The organism is Haemophilus sputorum HK 2154 (genome assembly GCF_000287615.1).
Classification (GTDB): domain Bacteria; phylum Pseudomonadota; class Gammaproteobacteria; order Enterobacterales; family Pasteurellaceae; genus Haemophilus_A; species Haemophilus_A sputorum.
This window is the reverse complement of the sequence record NZ_ALJP01000021.1, coordinates 20,003-37,187: the sequence shown is the minus strand read 5'-3', so window position 1 is coordinate 37,187 and position 17,185 is coordinate 20,003. Positions and strand designations below refer to the sequence as shown.

The 17,185-nt window shown below is 40.2% G+C and carries 15 protein-coding genes; 3 read left to right on the top strand and 12 right to left on the bottom strand.

The genetic code is table 11. The annotated features are described in order from the left end of the window. From tuf to HMPREF1128_RS08885, 10 genes are all read right to left on the bottom strand, one after another. A partial coding sequence (gene tuf / locus HMPREF1128_RS08930; RefSeq protein WP_007526476.1) for an elongation factor Tu occupies positions 1–821 on the bottom strand: 821 nt, incomplete at its 3' end. Positions 822–880: 59 nt separating this feature from the next. Then, complete coding sequence (gene fusA, locus HMPREF1128_RS08925; RefSeq protein WP_007526532.1) at positions 881–2,986, bottom strand: elongation factor G; 2,106 nt, start codon at positions 2,984–2,986, stop codon at positions 881–883. Positions 2,987–3,086: 100 nt separating this feature from the next. After that, positions 3,087–3,557, bottom strand: coding sequence for a 30S ribosomal protein S7 (gene rpsG / locus HMPREF1128_RS08920; RefSeq protein WP_007526570.1), 471 nt, complete (start codon positions 3,555–3,557; stop codon positions 3,087–3,089). Positions 3,558–3,684: 127 nt separating this feature from the next. Next, entirely contained in the window at positions 3,685–4,059 is a 375-nt protein-coding gene (gene rpsL, locus HMPREF1128_RS08915; RefSeq protein ID WP_005543325.1) for a 30S ribosomal protein S12, read from the bottom strand. 222 nt (positions 4,060–4,281) lie between these two features. Further along, the gene (locus HMPREF1128_RS08910; RefSeq protein ID WP_007526549.1) at positions 4,282–5,193 is read right to left on the bottom strand and encodes a hypothetical protein; all 912 of its coding nucleotides are present in this window, start codon (positions 5,191–5,193) and stop codon (positions 4,282–4,284) included. A 96-nt stretch (positions 5,194–5,289) separates the two neighbouring features. Further along, positions 5,290–6,246 carry a lipopolysaccharide heptosyltransferase RfaC gene (gene rfaC, locus HMPREF1128_RS08905; protein WP_029495130.1) on the bottom strand — a complete coding sequence of 319 codons (957 nt, stop codon included), beginning with the start codon at positions 6,244–6,246 and terminating at the stop codon, positions 5,290–5,292. Further along, a complete protein-coding gene (locus tag HMPREF1128_RS08900; protein WP_007526561.1) occupies positions 6,227–6,817 on the bottom strand; it encodes a YcxB family protein in 591 nt (196 codons plus the stop codon). Before HMPREF1128_RS08900 ends, rfaC begins: the two co-directional genes overlap by 20 nt. A gap of 80 nt (positions 6,818–6,897) precedes the next feature. Further along, positions 6,898–7,938 (bottom strand): lipopolysaccharide heptosyltransferase II, encoded by a 1,041-nt coding sequence (waaF, locus tag HMPREF1128_RS08895; protein ID WP_007526557.1) that lies wholly within the window; start codon positions 7,936–7,938, stop codon positions 6,898–6,900. A gap of 9 nt (positions 7,939–7,947) precedes the next feature. Next, positions 7,948–8,382: an MliC family protein gene (locus HMPREF1128_RS08890; protein WP_007526553.1), complete on the bottom strand. Its 435-nt coding sequence runs from the start codon at positions 8,380–8,382 to the stop codon at positions 7,948–7,950. A gap of 57 nt (positions 8,383–8,439) precedes the next feature. After that, a complete protein-coding gene (locus tag HMPREF1128_RS08885; RefSeq protein WP_007526565.1) occupies positions 8,440–9,795 on the bottom strand; it encodes a LysM-like peptidoglycan-binding domain-containing protein in 1,356 nt (451 codons plus the stop codon). A 264-nt stretch (positions 9,796–10,059) separates the two neighbouring features. On the opposite strand from HMPREF1128_RS08885, the gene HMPREF1128_RS08880 reads away from it, so the two are divergent. The 3 genes from HMPREF1128_RS08880 (at position 10,060) to HMPREF1128_RS08870 (ending at position 14,120) form a co-directional block, all read left to right on the top strand. Further along, the gene (locus HMPREF1128_RS08880) at positions 10,060–10,425 is read left to right on the top strand and encodes a ComEA family DNA-binding protein (RefSeq protein WP_007526568.1); all 366 of its coding nucleotides are present in this window, start codon (positions 10,060–10,062) and stop codon (positions 10,423–10,425) included. A gap of 298 nt (positions 10,426–10,723) precedes the next feature. Next, positions 10,724–12,469 (top strand): ABC transporter ATP-binding protein/permease, encoded by a 1,746-nt coding sequence (locus HMPREF1128_RS08875; RefSeq protein ID WP_007526542.1) that lies wholly within the window; start codon positions 10,724–10,726, stop codon positions 12,467–12,469. Beyond that, positions 12,462–14,120: an ABC transporter ATP-binding protein gene (locus HMPREF1128_RS08870; protein WP_007526563.1), complete on the top strand. Its 1,659-nt coding sequence runs from the start codon at positions 12,462–12,464 to the stop codon at positions 14,118–14,120. The genes HMPREF1128_RS08875 and HMPREF1128_RS08870 overlap by 8 nt, the downstream gene beginning before the upstream one ends. Positions 14,121–14,241: 121 nt before the next feature. Here HMPREF1128_RS08870 and HMPREF1128_RS08865 read toward each other — a convergent pair whose 3' ends face one another. Further along, a complete protein-coding gene (locus tag HMPREF1128_RS08865; RefSeq protein WP_007526551.1) occupies positions 14,242–16,179 on the bottom strand; it encodes a heme lyase CcmF/NrfE family subunit in 1,938 nt (645 codons plus the stop codon). Further along, positions 16,176–16,697, bottom strand: coding sequence for a cytochrome c maturation protein CcmE (ccmE, locus tag HMPREF1128_RS08860; protein WP_007526495.1), 522 nt, complete (start codon positions 16,695–16,697; stop codon positions 16,176–16,178). Before ccmE ends, HMPREF1128_RS08865 begins: the two co-directional genes overlap by 4 nt. Positions 16,698–17,185: the final 488 nt, after the last annotated feature.

Here is a 17,185-nt window from a genome sequence, read left to right as displayed (position 1 = left end):
TTCTCACCCGCACGACCTTCGTCTAATAATTTACGGAACATCTCTACACCAGTTACTGTTGTTTTCGCTGTATCTTTGATACCTACGATTTCAACTTCATCACCAGTACGGATGATACCACGCTCAACACGACCTGTTACTACTGTACCACGACCAGAAATTGAGAATACGTCTTCGATTGGTAATAAGAATGGTTTATCAATCGCACGCTCTGGCTCTGGAATGTAAGTATCTAAGTGGTTTGCTAATTCTAGGATTTTTTCTTCCCATTCTGCAACACCGTTTAATGCTTGTAATGCAGAACCACGTACGATTGGTGTATCGTCACCTGGGAAGTCATATTGTGAAAGAAGTTCACGAACTTCCATCTCAACTAATTCTAATAACTCTTCGTCATCTACCATGTCGCATTTGTTTAAGAATACGATGATGTAAGGTACACCTACTTGGCGACCTAATAAGATGTGCTCACGAGTTTGTGGCATTGGACCATCTGTCGCTGCTACTACTAAGATTGCGCCGTCCATTTGTGCCGCACCGGTAATCATGTTTTTAACATAGTCCGCGTGTCCTGGGCAGTCAACGTGTGCGTAGTGACGGGTTGGAGTATCGTACTCAACGTGTGAAGTGTTGATGGTGATACCACGAGCTTTCTCTTCTGGTGCGTTATCGATTTGGTCGAATGCACGCGCTGAACCACCGTAGTGTTTTGCTAATACAGTTGTAATTGCAGCTGTTAAAGTTGTTTTACCATGGTCAACGTGACCGATTGTACCCACGTTTACATGGGGTTTTGTACGTTCAAATTTTTCTTTAGACACTTTGATAGCTTCCTAAAAAGGAGCCATAGCCCTATTGCTATGGCTCAAGTTAAAAATGATTATTTCGCTTTACGCGCTTCAATGATTGCATCAGCAACGTTTTTCGGTGCTTCAGCATATTTTAATGGTTCCATTGAGTATGATGCACGACCTTGAGTTTGTGAACGTAAGTCTGTTGCATAACCAAACATTTCTGATAATGGAACTTCAGCATTGATCTTAACAACGAATTCTGTTGCTTCTTGACCATTTACCATCGCACGACGACGACTTAAGTCACCAATTACATCACCAACGTAGTCTGGTGGAGTTTCCACTTCAACTTTCATGATTGGCTCAAGTAATACTGGGTTAGCTTTTGCAAACGCCGCTTTAAACGCTAATGACGCTGCGAGTTTGAACGCTAATTCAGATGAGTCAACATCGTGGTATGAACCGAAGTGTAAACGCACACCAATGTCTTCTACTGGGTAACCAGCTAATGGACCAGATTTAAGTTGTTCTTGGATACCTTTATCAACTGCTGGGATGTATTCGCCAGGGATTACACCACCTTTGATTTCGTTCACGAACTCGTAACCAGGACCTTCTGGGTCTAATGGGTATAAGTCGATTACAACGTGACCATATTGACCGCGACCACCAGATTGTTTTGCGTGTTTACCTTCCACATCGTTAACACGAGTACGGATAGTTTCACGGTAAGATACTTGTGGTTTACCAATGTTTGCTTCCACTTTAAACTCACGTTTCATACGGTCAACGATGATGTCTAAGTGTAACTCACCCATACCAGAGATAATGGTTTCACCCGATTCTTCATCAGTGTGAACACGGAATGAAGGGTCTTCTTGTGCTAAACGACCTAATGCTAAGCCCATTTTTTCTTGGTCTGCTTTAGTTTTTGGTTCTACCGCAACAGAGATTACCGGCTCTGGGAATTCCATACGCTCAAGAATGATTGGCGCATCTAACGCACATAATGTGTCACCAGTACCTACATCTTTTAAGCCGATTGCTGCAGCGATATCGCCCGCACGAACTTCTTTGATTTCTTCACGTTTGTTAGCGTGCATCTGTACGATACGACCAAAACGTTCACGTTTTTGTTTAACTGAGTTGTAAACAGTATCACCAGAGTTAATTACACCTGAATACACACGGAAGAAGGTTAAATTACCTACGAATGGGTCAGTTGCAATTTTGAATGCTAATGAAGCAAATGGCTCATCATCGCTTGCGTGACGCTCACCTTCAGTGTCATCTTCATTGATACCTTTAATTGCTGGGATATCTGTTGGTGCTGGTAAGTAATCAATTACCGCATCAAGCATTGCTTGAACACCTTTGTTTTTAAATGCAGAACCACAGCAAACTGGAATTACTTCACCTGCTAATACACGTTGACGTAACGCTGTTTTGATTTCTTCTTCAGTTAACTCTTCACCAGAGAAGAATTTGTCCATTAACTCTTCAGATGCTTCAGCTGCTGCTTCAACAAGGTTATTACGCCATTCTTCACACGCTTCTAACATATCTGCTGGGATATCTTCGTATGTGAATGTCATACCTTGGTCAGCTTCGTTCCAGTTGATTGCTTTCATTTTGATTAAGTCAACCACACCTTTGAAGTTTTCTTCTGAACCAATTGGAAGTTGAAGAGGAACTGAGTTACCACCTAAACGAGTTTTGATTTGTTCAACAACACGTAAGAAGTTCGCACCAGTACGGTCCATTTTGTTTACAAATGCAATACGTGGAACTTGATATTTGTTTGCTTGACGCCACACAGTTTCTGATTGAGGTTGAACACCACCTACTGCACAGTAAACCATTACCGCACCATCAAGAACACGCATTGAACGTTCAACTTCGATTGTGAAGTCAACGTGTCCCGGAGTATCGATAACGTTGATACGATGTTGTGGATATTGTTGTGACATACCAGACCAGAATGCTGTTGTTGCAGCAGAGGTGATGGTAATACCACGTTCTTGTTCTTGTTCCATCCAGTCCATGGTTGCAGCACCATCGTGAACTTCACCGATTTTGTGACTTACACCTGTATAGAAAAGAATACGCTCAGAGGTAGTTGTTTTACCTGCGTCGATATGAGCACTGATACCGATATTACGATAGCGCTCAATAGGAGTTACACGAGCCATTTTTACTTATTACCTTGTTTGGGTTTAAATTCTTAATATGGGGAAGGCTTCACCTAAAAAATCAGAGATGAAGCCTAATAATTTTGCTTTAAAGCAACGATTACCAACGGAAGTGTGCGAATGCTTTGTTCGCTTCAGCCATACGGTGAACGTCTTCACGTTTTTTCACTGCTGAACCTTTGTTGTCAGCTGCGTCAGTTAATTCGTTTGCTAAACGTAATGCCATTGATTTATCACCACGTTTACGAGCTGCTTCGATAACCCAACGCATTGCTAATGCATTACGACGAGTTGGACGTACTTCAACTGGCACTTGGTAAGTTGAACCACCCACACGGCGTGATTTAACTTCAACAGTTGGACGTACATTTTCAAGTGCAGCATCAAAAGCTTCTAAAGCATCTTTGCCTGTACGTTGTGATAAGGTTTCTAAAGCACCGTAAACGATAGCTTCTGCTGTAGATTTTTTACCATCAACCATTAAAACGTTGATGAATTTTGCAAGTAATTCAGAACCGAACTTTGGATCTGGAAGAATTTTGCGAGGTTCAATACGACGACGACGTGGCATTGTAAATACTCCGTTTATATATATTCAGGATATTCCAAAACTCATCTATGGTGCTAAGCACGATTGACTGGAGTTTATGGTATAAATTTAAAAATTTAGACGTTTGGCCTTACTTAACGGAGTTCCATTAAGCTTTAGGACGTTTAACGCCGTATTTAGAACGACCTTGTTTACGGTCTTTAACGCCTGCACAGTCTAATGCGCCGCGTACAGTGTGGTAACGCACACCCGGTAAGTCTTTAACACGACCACCACGGATTAACACAACACTGTGCTCTTGAAGGTTGTGACCTTCACCACCGATGTATGAAGTTACTTCAAAACCGTTAGTTAAACGAATACGGCAAACTTTACGTAATGCAGAGTTTGGTTTTTTAGGTGTAGTAGTGTATACACGAGTACACACGCCACGTTTCTGCGGGCAAGCCTCTAATGCAGGAACGTTGCTTTTTACAACCTTTTTCACACGCGGTTTGCGTACTAATTGGTTGATAGTTGCCATTTAAAAGCTCCAGTTAAAATTATTAAAAATAAAATTAAAAAACGTCCTTTCGAATTTGAAAGGACGCTAAATTCTAGAGGGATTACGATCAAATGTCAAGCATAGCGCAGCTTGTTCATGACTATCACTTACCTTCAGTCCACCATAATATCTATCTGAATAGCTGATAGCCTAGACAAAAGATTTCCCTCTTTATCATAAATTTCTCTTATCTATTGATGATTACTTACTTTTTTTAGAGGTGGTTGCGCTATTAAAGTACTGCCATAGTTTATCGTGATCATAACTAATCTCTTTAAAATCAGTAGGTAATTCATAGGCTTGTGTTTGGTGATTAAAATCTACTCGTACTACACCACTATGAGCCCCTATTTTTTTTCTAGCATTCCATTGTTCAGCACCACTTAAACTATTATCGCCAACAGTATGTTTTGTAATCTTATAATTGAGTTCTATTGGATAAAAACCATCTATCGATTTAAGATTTGAACGAATTTTCGGTTTACACTCAACAGACATTGGATTCCAACGCCATTCTTCCGAATAGCAACCCGTAATGGCTTTCATTTTATTGTCAACAACGTAGATCCAACGGATATCGCTATTCATACCGCCACTGCCACCATCAGCAAAATATAATTGGAAACCTAGTGCTTCTTTTCCGAGCTGAACCACCTTCGCGTTACCAAGATACTTGTCTTCATCTTTAAATAATGGGTGTTTATTTAATGCATCAACATCGCCATCAATATACTCTTGATTTTCTAACTCCCAACCATTTAATGATTTTTTGAAAGTATATAAACGCAATTCTTCATTAAAAATTCTCGATAAACTTAAGCTATAGTTCAGCGCTAAATAACGTTTTTCGCCGTTGCTAGTTTGAATATCTTTCAAATCATAATCAACATAATGCTCAATATCCCCTGAAACAACTTTCCATAAACCCTCTTTTTTATCATAGACTGCATTAGGGTAAACTTCTTTTAGAATATGCTCACCGAATTCTTTATCACTCAAATTCGCAGAAACTTGAGCAATAGGGCTTGCAGTATTGGTTAAAGTTGGCATTGCGAGTTTTGCACAGGCGGTTAGAGAAAGGCTAAGAACAGCAATTAGCGATAGTTTTTTCATAAAACGATTTCCTTATAATTTTAAGTGTGATTTACTCAAGAAGGGAAAAAGAGATTAATGTTTTGCAAGTCATCAACAAATATCCCCATTTTTATTTTATTCAAATAAAGCTTCCAAACCTTGCCAAACGCGATACGGTAAAATGCTTTCCATATTATTTCCGGTTAAATAATGCTGATTCTTACCATACGCCCCTATTAGTTTCGGGTCAGTTGCGCCGTATAAAATAATATTCGGTTTATCCAATGCTGCGGTTAAATGACTTAATCCTGTATCAACTGATACGACTGCTTTTGCATTTGCAATTTCCAACGCCAACTCAGTCAACGACATTTTCGGCAACACCACAACATCTGCAGATAATTTTGCCAAGCGTTCTGCTCTCGCCTTTTCTTGCTCATTTCCCCAAGGTAAATGCACCCGCAAACCTAACGCGGTTGTTGACCGAATTAAATCCGCCCAATGTGTTTCAGGCCAATGCTTATCAGCACGCGTAGTAGCATGAATCATCACCACATAAGCGGTCGAATTTTCTCTATTTTTTGCAAAATGTTGGACGATGCCATAATCGCCTATTTCTTCAGGCAAGGTATAATCTAGCGCCTTGGCAAAAAGCTGACGAATCCGCGCGACGGCATGTTGTTGATAAGAAATATTGAATGTTTTATCGTAAAACCAACTGCTCAAGCCTTCTCGTGCAGAATATTTATCGTAACCATACTTCACACCGTTTGCTTGCTTTGTGACTAACACCGCACTTTTAATCAAGCCTTGTGCATCAATCACCGCATCGTATTTTTCCGCCCGCAATAAGGTTAAATATGCCTGCCACTCTCGCCATGTTTGCCATGAGAAAAGATTCTTCCGCCAACGGCGAATTGCAACAGGGATAACCTTGTTTACCGCTGAATGCCAATGTGGAATTTCTGTAAAATTTTCTTCTACAACCCAATCAAACTGAATATGAGGAATTACCTTTTGTGCATCAGTTAAAGCTGGCAAAGTATGAATAATATCCCCCATGGAAGAGGTTTTAACTATGAGTACTTTCATTCACTTTATTGGTTAAATAATCTTGAAAACGCTGACATTGCTCTACTGATTCAAATGCATGATTAGGAATAATAAACATTTTGAAGGAATTTGTGATAATAATCAAGTGTTCACTCATGCTTATCACTTTATTAAGCTGAGAATAACTCGTGATTGAATAATTTTCTTCATCAAACTGAAGCAAAATACCCTTTTCTAAAAGGGCACAAGTGTAACGATGTTCCTTATCAGCTTGAAATGAAATCCGAAACCAAGCACGATTACTAAGGTATGGACGAATGCGGTTTGTATATACTGCATGCATAATCAACCCAATCATCGTCAACCAAATGGCAATTTCAAAATCTTGAAGTTCATCAAACCCATAATGATCAAGGAAACAATAGACATTTTTAAAATATAAATAGGCAAAGCCCAAAAACAGGCCAGTAATGAACGCCACACAAAACTCAAAAATGATAAATATGCGGTATTCAGGGCGTTTCCACAAATTGCCTTTTACAATTTTTCTATAAAGTCGATACTCGTTTTGTTTATTTGCTAAAAAGCTGACTTCCATTATTTTTTGCATATTTCCGCTCCAACAAGCGGGCTAAATCTGTAAAAAATTTGCAAAATTTAACCGCTTGACTCGAGTCTATATACCCAAATTTAATTGATGCCAAAATTTTTAAGCGCAGCTAACACGCTATCCGGCGTAATGTCTATCATGCTTTGATGATAACCTTCCGCACCTTCACCTTTTCGGATTTTAATTAAGCCACCTTCAATTAGACGAATGACTTGAGCATTTGATGAAAGCGGTGGCGTATAAGTTGGGCTAGTTGGGCCATATAAAGCAACCAAAGGTTTATTCAGCGCTGCGGCAATATGCATCAATCCGCTATCATTGCTAACTACTGCGGTGCACTCTGCAATTAAATCAACCGCTTGGTTTAAATCAGTTAGCCCCGCCAAATTCAAGCAATAGGGTTGTAATGATTCCGGCATGCTTTGACGAATTTGCTCTCCAACTTCTTGGTCTTTTTTCGATCCAAATAGATAAATTGCATAACCTTTTTCAATTAACATTTCTGCTAATTTTGCATAATGATAATGCGGCCAGCGCTTTGCAGGGCCAAATTCTGCACCAGGACAGAAACCAATTACTGCGCGGTTTTCGGTTTGTTTAAGCGCCGTTTCAAATTTTGCTTTGGTTGCCGCAATTTCGACCGCTTGCGTTTGCAAATAAGGAAAAGCAATCTGCAAATTCTCAGCGCTCGGCACTTGCCCTTTTTCAAAAGCTAAGGCAACGTAGCGTTGCACCATCATTGGATAGTCATTTTTATTGGTGCGCAAATCATTTAATAAGCCATAACGACTTTCGCCTTTCCAACCACGGCGCTTTGGAATTTTCGCAAAAAAAGGAATCAGCGCGGATTTTAACGAATTGGGTAACACGATTGCCAAGTCGTATTGATTGCGTAACGCCTTCCCTAATCGATAACGTTCAGCAAGACGAAAAGCACCATGCCCAATTGGCATGGAAATAGCATTTCTTACCTGTGGCATTCTTGCTAATAATGGACGGCACCAATCAGGTGCCATCACATCAATTTCGCAATCAGGATAATTTGTTTTGAGTTGCTGATAAAGGGCGTTAGACATCATCATATCGCCCACCCAAGAAGGGCTAATCACTAGAATATTCATGCTTTAATTCTATTTCTTTTTAGTACAATTTTCTGCCAACGGTTTTTGCGGATTCTCAATCAATGTTGCTTTACCATTGCGAGGTTCCCACCATGTCCAGCGCATATTGCTATATTTCTTGCCATTTTTCGTCACTGTTTGAGAAAGTGTGTGAGAAATACCGTTGTAACTTACGGTTACACGATTGCTTTTAACGTTACGACCATTTTGTTTTTTCAAATACGCTACGCGCACTTGCCGATCATTCTGGCAAACAAAACGGCTTTCCGTTTGTGCTTTAGCTTTACTGACTTTTGTAGCTTGTGCGCTATTTTTAGCTTTGACTTTGTTGGCTTTTTGGACTTGCTCAACTGGAGATGGCTCAATCTTTGCACATGCAGAAACTAAACCAATGCTTAAAGAAAGCATCATAATTTGAAGGGGCTTTTTGGCAATAAATGTCATATACACTCCTAGGATAAAAAAACGCAACGCGCATGGCGTTGCGTTTAGCAAAAAGGATTATTTAAAGGTGTAAGAACCATCAGCTTGACGAGTAAATTTACCGCCTGAGCCAATACTCATTTCTACAACACGATTGTTTTTATCTAAACGAACCGTGACTTTTTCATTCTCTTTTAATTTGCTCACGATGCCATTTGCTTTGCTCATCGCATTCACATCAGAGATGTTCAGTTTATTATCGCGGAATACCTGCATTAAAGAAGTACTTTTCGGTACCGTCATCGTTTTGCTAGAAACTGCCGCATTATTGGTTGAAGCCACTGGTGCAGATGCAGCTGTTGTTGCAGCTTTCTCTGCATGTTTTTGTGTTGCTGGTGCAGTAGCTGTTTTTGGAACAGGTTTACCTGATTCTACATTCTTCACTAACTGATCCATCTGTGCATTTTTCGCTTTTTTCTCATTAAATTCAGCCGCTGTCATGGCTTTTACAGGCGGTTGTTTTTGCGTTGCTTTATGCTCAGATTGATGAATTACACTACCTTGTGTTTTTGGTTTTTGTGTTTCTACCTTAACTGGTGGTGTTGGTAATCCAGTATTTGCCGCTGTTTGCGTTGGCTCAGTAGTAGTGTTTACCGCATTTGGTGTTGTTGGCTGAATCGGCGTTTCCACAGCTGGTGTTTGACCAATTGTTGCCGGTGGCGTTGCTTGCGTTTGAACTTGCTCAGTTGGTTGAGTCGCAGCTGTCGTTTCACTTTGAGCAGGTTGTTGCGCTTGTTGTTGTGCTTTCTCAGCTGCTTCACGTTCTGCTTTAGCTTGAGCCTCAGCACGTTGAGCTTCCGCTTCATCCACTGGACGGAATTCAATTGGTAAGTTGCCACCTTGTTGTTGCTGCAACTCTTCCACCGTTTCTGGCGTGCTTGGTTTTAACCAGAAGAATACTGCACCAAGAATCGCGGCTAATAATGCAACTAAACCTAAACGGCGACCTTTTGATGGAGTCGCAGCTGGTTTTTGAGCACTTTGACCTGCATTAACATTTGGAATCACTCGCTCTGCCGCTGCTGTTGCAGCTTTTGCCACTTCTTGCACCGCACTTTTTGCAGATTCTTCAGCATTTTTAACCGCTTGTGCAGCTGCACCAGCTGTTTTCTCTGCTTTTTCTGCCACAGGCTCGAAAGTAAATCCTGTTGGTTTTGCGGTTTCAGCTTTTTTTACTTCTTCAGCTTTTGGCGCTTCTGTGTTGTTTTCTGGACGTTTAAGCGGTGGCACAAAAGTATGACCTGGGCTAGTGTTCGTACGAAGTGAAGGCGCAATAGGTTTTACATTTTCTGCTTCGGCTGAAACGTTTGGAGTTTGTGTATTGTTTGAAGGTTCGCCAAAAGTTGGCTCTTTACGAAAATTATTCTGAGACATAATTTGATCCGATAGAAGATAAAAAAATTACCTTTATTCTAAATTATTTCCGCCTTTTCGGCACGATTTTTACGAAAATTTATATTTGCAAGCGGTCTGTTTTTTCTGATTTGTGACAAAAACGCTTTATTTCTGCCAATTCAGCCTTAAAAGGCTCCTGTTTGCCTATTTTTGCGATCTCGCTCGAAAATTCCAATTTTGCTGCTTGAGCAAAAATATTGCCCTTTGTATTGTGTTGCCATTTTCAACACAGAAGGAAATCTCATGAAAAAACCACAACACTTTATCAAAACTTGCTTACTTAGTGGGCTAATTATGTCTAGTCATGCTTTTGCGGAACAAATCATCCCTGCAACCATGCCAAACACCGCACCTGTTACACAAACTGTAACGCAGCCTGCTACAGCGCCTAGCACTGTTGCTGCTAATCCAAATCAACTAAACATCAATACAGCCAGTGCAGCAGAAATCCAAGATAAACTAGTTGGCATTGGCGCCAAAAAAGCGCAAGCCATTATAGAATATCGCACCAAACATGGTGCATTTCAAAGTGTTGAACAACTCAAAGAAGTTTCTGGTATTGGAAACGCCACACTTGAAAAAAATCGTGATCGCATTGTTTTACAATAATGCCCATACCATTTTTCCTATTAACACCAAAATCTTCATAAGTGCCAATCTTATGAAGATTTTGTTTTCCAATACCTCCAAAAAGTACAATAGACAAGAGCTCAAAAGACATACATTAAAGCTCTTTTCTTGATGTAAATCGCTTTAAATACCACTTAAGTATTAAAAATCATTCTCATTATTTATAAGCGCTAACTTATTTGATAGAATTTTCTGTGAAATTTATCTATTTCCCGTAGATGGATCTTAATAGGTTTATCACCTATATCTGCAAATCAAAGTGTTAGGAGCAATCATTATGATGATAGATAAACGCCTAATTAACACGGTGGCCGACAGTAAAAAATGGATTGGCATCACGGTGTTATGGAATTGGGTGGCGTTAATTGGTGGGATTATTAGTGCCGTCGTGTTTTCTTATATTTTACAGGCGGCTTATTTTAATGAACTGGGCCCTATAAGTGCGGTCATTTTGGGTATCGTTTTAATTGCTGCTTTGGCGTTGCGTGCCTTTGCAGGTAAAAAATCGGTGCAGGCCTCTTATTTTGCCAGTACGAAAGTCAAACATGAGCTGCGTAGCCTCATCTATCGCAAATTGGCTTCAATGCCGCTTAACCAAGTGAATCAACAATCTACTTCAAGCATTATCCAAGTGGCCTCAGAAGGTGTGGAGCAGCTTGAAATCTACTTCGGGCGTTATTTGCCTCAGCTTTTTTATAGCTTGCTTGCTCCACTCACACTCTTTGCTTTCCTGATCTTTTTCAGCTTTAAAACAGCCGTAATTTTGCTGATTTGTGTGCCGTTGATTCCGATGTCGATCATTGCAGTGAACAAAATTGCGAAAAAACTCTTGGCAAAATATTGGTCCATTTATGTGGGATTAGGCAGCAGTTTCTTAGATAACCTACAGGGTTTAATTACGCTGAAAATCTATCAAGATGATGCTTATAAAGCAAAAGCAATGGATGAAGAAGCAGAACATTTCCGCAAAATTACCATGAAAGTGCTTACCATGCAGCTTAACTCAGTATCGCTGATGGATTTACTGGCTTACGGTGGTGCGGCAATTGGGATTTTAACGGCGTTGTTGCAATTCCAAGACAATCAATTAACCGTATTAGGCGTCATTTTATTTATTCTGCTTTCTTCTGAATTCTTTATTCCGCTTCGTTTATTGGGTTCTTTCTTCCATGTAGCGATGAATGGTAAAGCGGCATCAGATAAGATTTTCACATTGTTAGATACGCCCGTGGAAACTCAAACACAAGCGGTCGATTTTGCAGCGAAAAATGCTATTCAAGTGGATATTCAAGATCTGCATTTTGCTTACAGCGAAGAGAAGCCTGCGATTGTTGGCTTGGATTTAAGCATCTTACCAAATCAGCTTACGGTATTTGTGGGTAAAAGTGGTTGTGGTAAATCCACTTTGGTTTCATTGCTAATGGGCTTTAATAAAGCACAACAAGGCAAAATTCTATTCAATGGTCAAGAAATTCAATCCATTGATCGTCATTCGTTTTATGAAAAAGTCTCTTTGGTGAGCCATAGCAGTTATGTGTTTAAAGGTACGCTACGTGAAAACATGAAGATGGCGAAAGTTGATGCCACAGATGAGCAAATTTATGCGTGTTTAGAACAAGTTAATTTGGCGCAATTCGTTCGAGATAATGGTGGATTAGAGATGCAGTTATTAAGCCGTGGCGCGAATTTATCTGGCGGTCAAATCCAACGTTTAGCCTTAGCGCGTGCTTTATTACACAATGCCAAGCTTTATATTTTTGATGAAGCGACCAGTAACATTGATGTAGAAAGCGAAGAAATTATTTTGCAGTTCATTCAGCAATTTAAACAACAAAAAACCATTGTAATGATTTCTCACCGCTTGGCCAATGCCGTGAATGCAGACTGCATTAACGTGCTTGAACAAGGCAAATTGATTGAGCAAGGCACGCATAAAGACCTCATGGCAAAACAAGGTGCGTACGCTGAAATGTTCCAACAACAAAAAGATTTAGAACAAATTAGAGAGGTGGCAAATGCGTAAAAATGGTTTTGTTGTGATGGGGCATTTATTGAAATTAGTGACTCCATTGGCGCATATCATGGCGTTTACCATCACGATGGGAACGCTCGGTTTCCTTGCCGCTATCTTTATCATGGTGCTTGGAGCGATGGGTTTAGTAAATTTATTAAACTTTGACACCCATTTAAGTTTTTCTGGAATTTTGACCGCACTTATCGTGTTAGCGGTGGCTCGTGGCGCGTTGCGTTATTTAGAGCAAATGTCAGGGCACTACATTGCTTTTAAATTATTGGCCTTATTGCGTGATAAAGTGTTTTCTTCTTTACGCCGCTTGGCTTTTGTGAAGTTGCAAGACAAGCAAGCGGGGCAATTAGTGTCCTTGGTGACTAATGATATCGAATTGCTCGAAGTATTCTATGCGCACACCATTGCACCGATTATGATCGCGTTTTTTACTTCTGCGATTTTATTATTAGTCTTTGGGCATCTTTCAGGTTGGTTTGTGCTTGTGGCATTAGCCGCTTATTTAACGGTGGGCGTGATTTTACCCATTATCACCACCAAATTGGCGCGTGAAGATGGCCGACGCTATCGTGAATTAGTAGGCGAAATGAATGATTTCTTCCTTGATAGCGTACGAGGCATGAAAGAAATCCAACTTTTCGGCTATGCGAAACAACGTTTAAATGAAATTCAACAACGCAGCCAAAAAATCGATACAGCCTTTGAGCGCATTAAAGACCAAGAAGCGAAAGTGCGCGTTTACACTGAAGTGGCGGTATCAGCGTTTAACATCATTATGTTATTCACGGGCTTAATTTTGTTTAGTCTAGATAAGATTGATTTTTCTGCCTTTTTAATTGGCGTGATTTTATTGATGTCGAGCTATGGCCCGGTTATTGCATTAAGTAACCTTTCAAGCAACTTGTTACAAACCTTGGCTTCAGGTGAGCGTGTATTGAGCTTGCTAGCAGAAGAACCCGAATTAAAAGACGTAGAAAGTGCGGTCGATTTGAAAGAGGTTTCTCGCATTGATGTTGAGAACTTAAACTTTGCCTACGGTGAAGAACAAATTTTATCGGATGTTAGCTTATCTGTGAAAAAAGGAGAAATCTTAGGCATTCATGGCAGAAGTGGTAGCGGTAAAAGTACCCTGTTAAAACTGCTGATGCGTTTTTACGATCCTAAATCGGGTAGCATTAAAATTAACGGTGAAACTTTACCGAATATCAACACCCGTAGTTTGCGAGACAATATGGCGTACATTACTCAGCAAACCTATATTTTCAACGAAACTATCGAGGAAAATATTCGCCTTGCCCGCCGTGACGCAACGTTAGATGAAATTATGGAAGCCGCGAAGAAAGCATCAATTCATGATTTCATTTTAAGCTTGCCAGAAGGTTATCAAACAAAAATGACGGAATTGGGCGGTAACCTTTCTGATGGTGAAAAACAGCGTATCGGTATTGCTCGTGCATTCCTACACAACGCACCGATTATTTTACTCGATGAACCGACCAGTAATTTGGATAGCTTAAACGAAGCGATGATTTTGAAATCCTTGTTGAACGTGAAGGCAGAAAAATTGATTATTCTCGTGAGTCATCGCCAATCTACCATGGCGATTTGCGATCAGGTGATTGGCATTGAGAATGGAAGAATGTCGTAAGAGGTAAGAAATAAAGAAAGGCTAATGTTAAACAACCTAACATTAGCCTTTTGATTTTAATTTGCAAATAATGCGAAAAATTTCACCGCTTGCAATAATACTGCAAAGTTGAGATTCACTTTTATTTCACTCGAATCCGGTAACGTTTATCTAGCATACAGAGTAAACCACCGATTGCCATAAATAAACCACCAAACCAAATCCAACGAATAAATGGTTTGTAGTAAAGGCGTAAGCCCCATGAGCCATCTTCAAGTTGTTCGCCAAGTGCTGCGTAAAGGTCACGAGAGAAGCCCCAATCAATAGCCGCTTCGGTCATTCCCATTTTGCTGACATTGTAGAAACGTTTTTCTGCATGAAGCGTGGCTTCTGGTTTGCCATTTTTAGTGATCGCAATATCTGCCGTCCCACCTTGATAGTTTGCACCATCTGTGATTTTCAAGCCTTTAAACGTAAATTGGTAATCCAAAATCTGTACGCTGTCGCCTTCACGCATTCTGACATCTTTTTCAATACTGAAGTTTTGGCTCATTGCAATACCGAAAACTGTCATTGCGACACCTAAGTGGGCTAAAGTCATGCCCCAATGTGAACGCGAAAGTTTAAATACACCAGTTAAGAATGAATGGCGATGTGTCGCACGCGTATGCATTTCATAAAGGCTTAAAATCACAATGATGGCCGCCATCATGGCACCTAATACGGCAGTTACAGTTAAGCGATCACCAACAAGATATGGTAAACCGAAACCTAGTGCCACCATCATAATCAGTGAAATAATGACTGGTGTGCGAATTGCAGAAACTTGATCTCTGCGCCATTTTACTAACGGGCCAATTCCTAATAAAAGTGAGAACGGCACCATTAAAATTAAGAACATTTGGTCAAAAAACGGTGCACCAATAGAAATGCTGCCTAAACCAATTTGTTTATGAATTAACGGTAAAATCGTGCCTAAAAAGACGACCGATAAAAACGCCATTAACATGATGTTATTAAGTAATAACAAGCTTTCACGCGAATAACGTTGATAGTTATCTAAACTTTTGATTTTGTTTCCTTGGAAGGCATAAAGCAGTAGTGAGCCACCAATAACCAACACTAAATAAGCCAAAATATACAAACCACGTGTTGGGTCAGAAGCAAAGGCATGTACAGAAACCAAAATGCCTGAACGGACTAAGAAAGTCCCAAGTAAACACAATGAGAAAGCAAGAATAGCTAATAATACTGTCCACGCCTTGAACGTACTGCGTTTTTCAGTAACAGAAAGCGAGTGAATCAGCGCCGTACCCGCTAACCATGGCATTAGAGATGCATTTTCAACTGGGTCCCAGAACCACCAGCCTCCCCAGCCTAATTCATAATACGCCCACCATGAACCTAAAATAATACCGAGCGTTAAGAAAACCCATGCAGCCATTGTCCATGGGCGAGACCATCTTGCCCAAGCGGTATCTAATCTGCCACTCATCAATGAGGCAATGGCAAAAGCAAACGCCACAGAGAAACCTACATAGCCCATATAGAGCAACGGTGGGTGGAAAATTAAGCCAACGTCTTGCAACATTGGATTCAACTCACGTCCATCTGCAGGGAAATCTGGGAAAGTACGACCAAATGGGTTTGAGCTAAAAATAATAAAGACTAAAAAGCCAATGCTCACTAAGCCCATTACACTTAATACGCGAGCCACCGCTTCTTCTGGCATCTTACGGGTGAAAGTCGCCACACCAACTGCCCAGAGTGAAAGCAACCAGATCCATAGCAATAATGAACCTTCGTGCGAACCCCACACCGCTGATAAACGATATTGCAACGGCAATAGTGAATTGGAGTTATTCACGACATATTGCACGCTGAAATCATTAACAGCGAACAAGTAAAATAGCGCACCGAACGAGAGGCTCAATGCTAAAAACATTGACCAAGTTAGTGGACGGGCTAACGCCATCAATTTCACATTTGCTTTTTCAGCACCAATCAACGGAAGGACTGCTAGGAAAACAGATAAAGCTAGCGCCAATGCCAAGGCGTAATTGCCAAGTTCTGCAATCATTTTTGTTCTCCTTGCACTGCTTTATCGCGTGCAGATTCCCCTTTCATATCAGCATCAGAAACACCCATTTGGTTATGTTGTGATTTTAATTTATCACCTAACTCAGGTGGCATATAGTTTTCATCATGTTTTGCCAGTACTTCTGTTGCGCGTAAGCGAGTTGGTTCAATCAACACCCCTTGTGCCACAATGCCCTGACCTTCACGGAAGAGATCCGGTAAAATACCTTCGTATTCGACAGAAATCGCAGGCCCAATGTCATCAACTTCAAACTCTACTTTTAAAGTCTTCTCATCACGTTTTACCGAGCCTTCAACCACCATACCACCAACACGAATACGCTGACCTACACTTGGTTTTTGGTTCGGGTCATTATTTTTACCCTGAACGACTTCAGAAGGTGTGTAGAATAAGTCAATATTTTGACTTAATGCGTAAAGCGTTAGCCCAACTGCTACCGCTAATCCAAATAAGATCACAACCACCACTTTTAATCGAGATTTACGTCTTGGATTCATCTCTCACTCCATCAACAATGAATAGTTAAAATTGAAAAAATTAAATCTAAAAATGGTGCTTAGCATAGCAAAAAATCGGCCAACATACTTCAATTTGTTTAATAGTTAGAACCAACTTTGCTTTTTCGCAAATCAGATAATCCTAAAGAGGTATAACTATTCAAATTATTTTATCTTTTCTAGTGATTTTTATGCAGTTTAATTGCATAAAAATGCATAAAAGTAGAATAAGATCGCAAAAGCAACCGATTGCTTCATTGACAAGCGCATAAATCTTGCTAAAATACGCGTCTAAGATAAATTTCATTATTTTAGATAGGCTGAAAATGCTCACTGAACCCAATCTCTTTCTGATTATACCTCCCTGTTGTTCGGTCCCTTTTCCCTTTCTATTTTCATTTATCTCACAAACATTTTCTTTCTCTTCCCCTTTTCTTTTACTCATCACAAGCGGTTTACTTTTCTGCTTCTTTTACCAATGCTTCTCA

Excerpts from the sequence above, each read along its gene's own strand:
- fusA (WP_007526532.1), bottom strand. The coding sequence starts at position 2,986 with ATGGCTCGTGTAACTCCTATTGAGCGCTATCGTAATATCGGTATCAGT.
- rpsG (WP_007526570.1), bottom strand. The coding sequence starts at position 3,557 with ATGCCACGTCGTCGTCGTATTGAACCTCGCAAAATTCTTCCAGATCCA.
- rpsL (WP_005543325.1), bottom strand. The coding sequence starts at position 4,059 with ATGGCAACTATCAACCAATTAGTACGCAAACCGCGTGTGAAAAAGGTT.
- HMPREF1128_RS08910 (WP_007526549.1), bottom strand. The coding sequence starts at position 5,193 with ATGAAAAAACTATCGCTAATTGCTGTTCTTAGCCTTTCTCTAACCGCC.
- rfaC (WP_029495130.1), bottom strand. The coding sequence starts at position 6,246 with ATGAAAGTACTCATAGTTAAAACCTCTTCCATGGGGGATATTATTCAT.
- HMPREF1128_RS08900 (WP_007526561.1), bottom strand. The coding sequence starts at position 6,817 with ATGCAAAAAATAATGGAAGTCAGCTTTTTAGCAAATAAACAAAACGAG.
- waaF (WP_007526557.1), bottom strand. The coding sequence starts at position 7,938 with ATGAATATTCTAGTGATTAGCCCTTCTTGGGTGGGCGATATGATGATG.
- HMPREF1128_RS08890 (WP_007526553.1), bottom strand. The coding sequence starts at position 8,382 with ATGACATTTATTGCCAAAAAGCCCCTTCAAATTATGATGCTTTCTTTA.
- HMPREF1128_RS08885 (WP_007526565.1), bottom strand. The coding sequence starts at position 9,795 with ATGTCTCAGAATAATTTTCGTAAAGAGCCAACTTTTGGCGAACCTTCA.
- HMPREF1128_RS08880 (WP_007526568.1), top strand. The coding sequence starts at position 10,060 with ATGAAAAAACCACAACACTTTATCAAAACTTGCTTACTTAGTGGGCTA.
- HMPREF1128_RS08875 (WP_007526542.1), top strand. The coding sequence starts at position 10,724 with ATGATGATAGATAAACGCCTAATTAACACGGTGGCCGACAGTAAAAAA.
- HMPREF1128_RS08870 (WP_007526563.1), top strand. The coding sequence starts at position 12,462 with ATGCGTAAAAATGGTTTTGTTGTGATGGGGCATTTATTGAAATTAGTG.
- HMPREF1128_RS08865 (WP_007526551.1), bottom strand. The coding sequence starts at position 16,179 with ATGATTGCAGAACTTGGCAATTACGCCTTGGCATTGGCGCTAGCTTTA.
- ccmE (WP_007526495.1), bottom strand. The coding sequence starts at position 16,697 with ATGAATCCAAGACGTAAATCTCGATTAAAAGTGGTGGTTGTGATCTTA.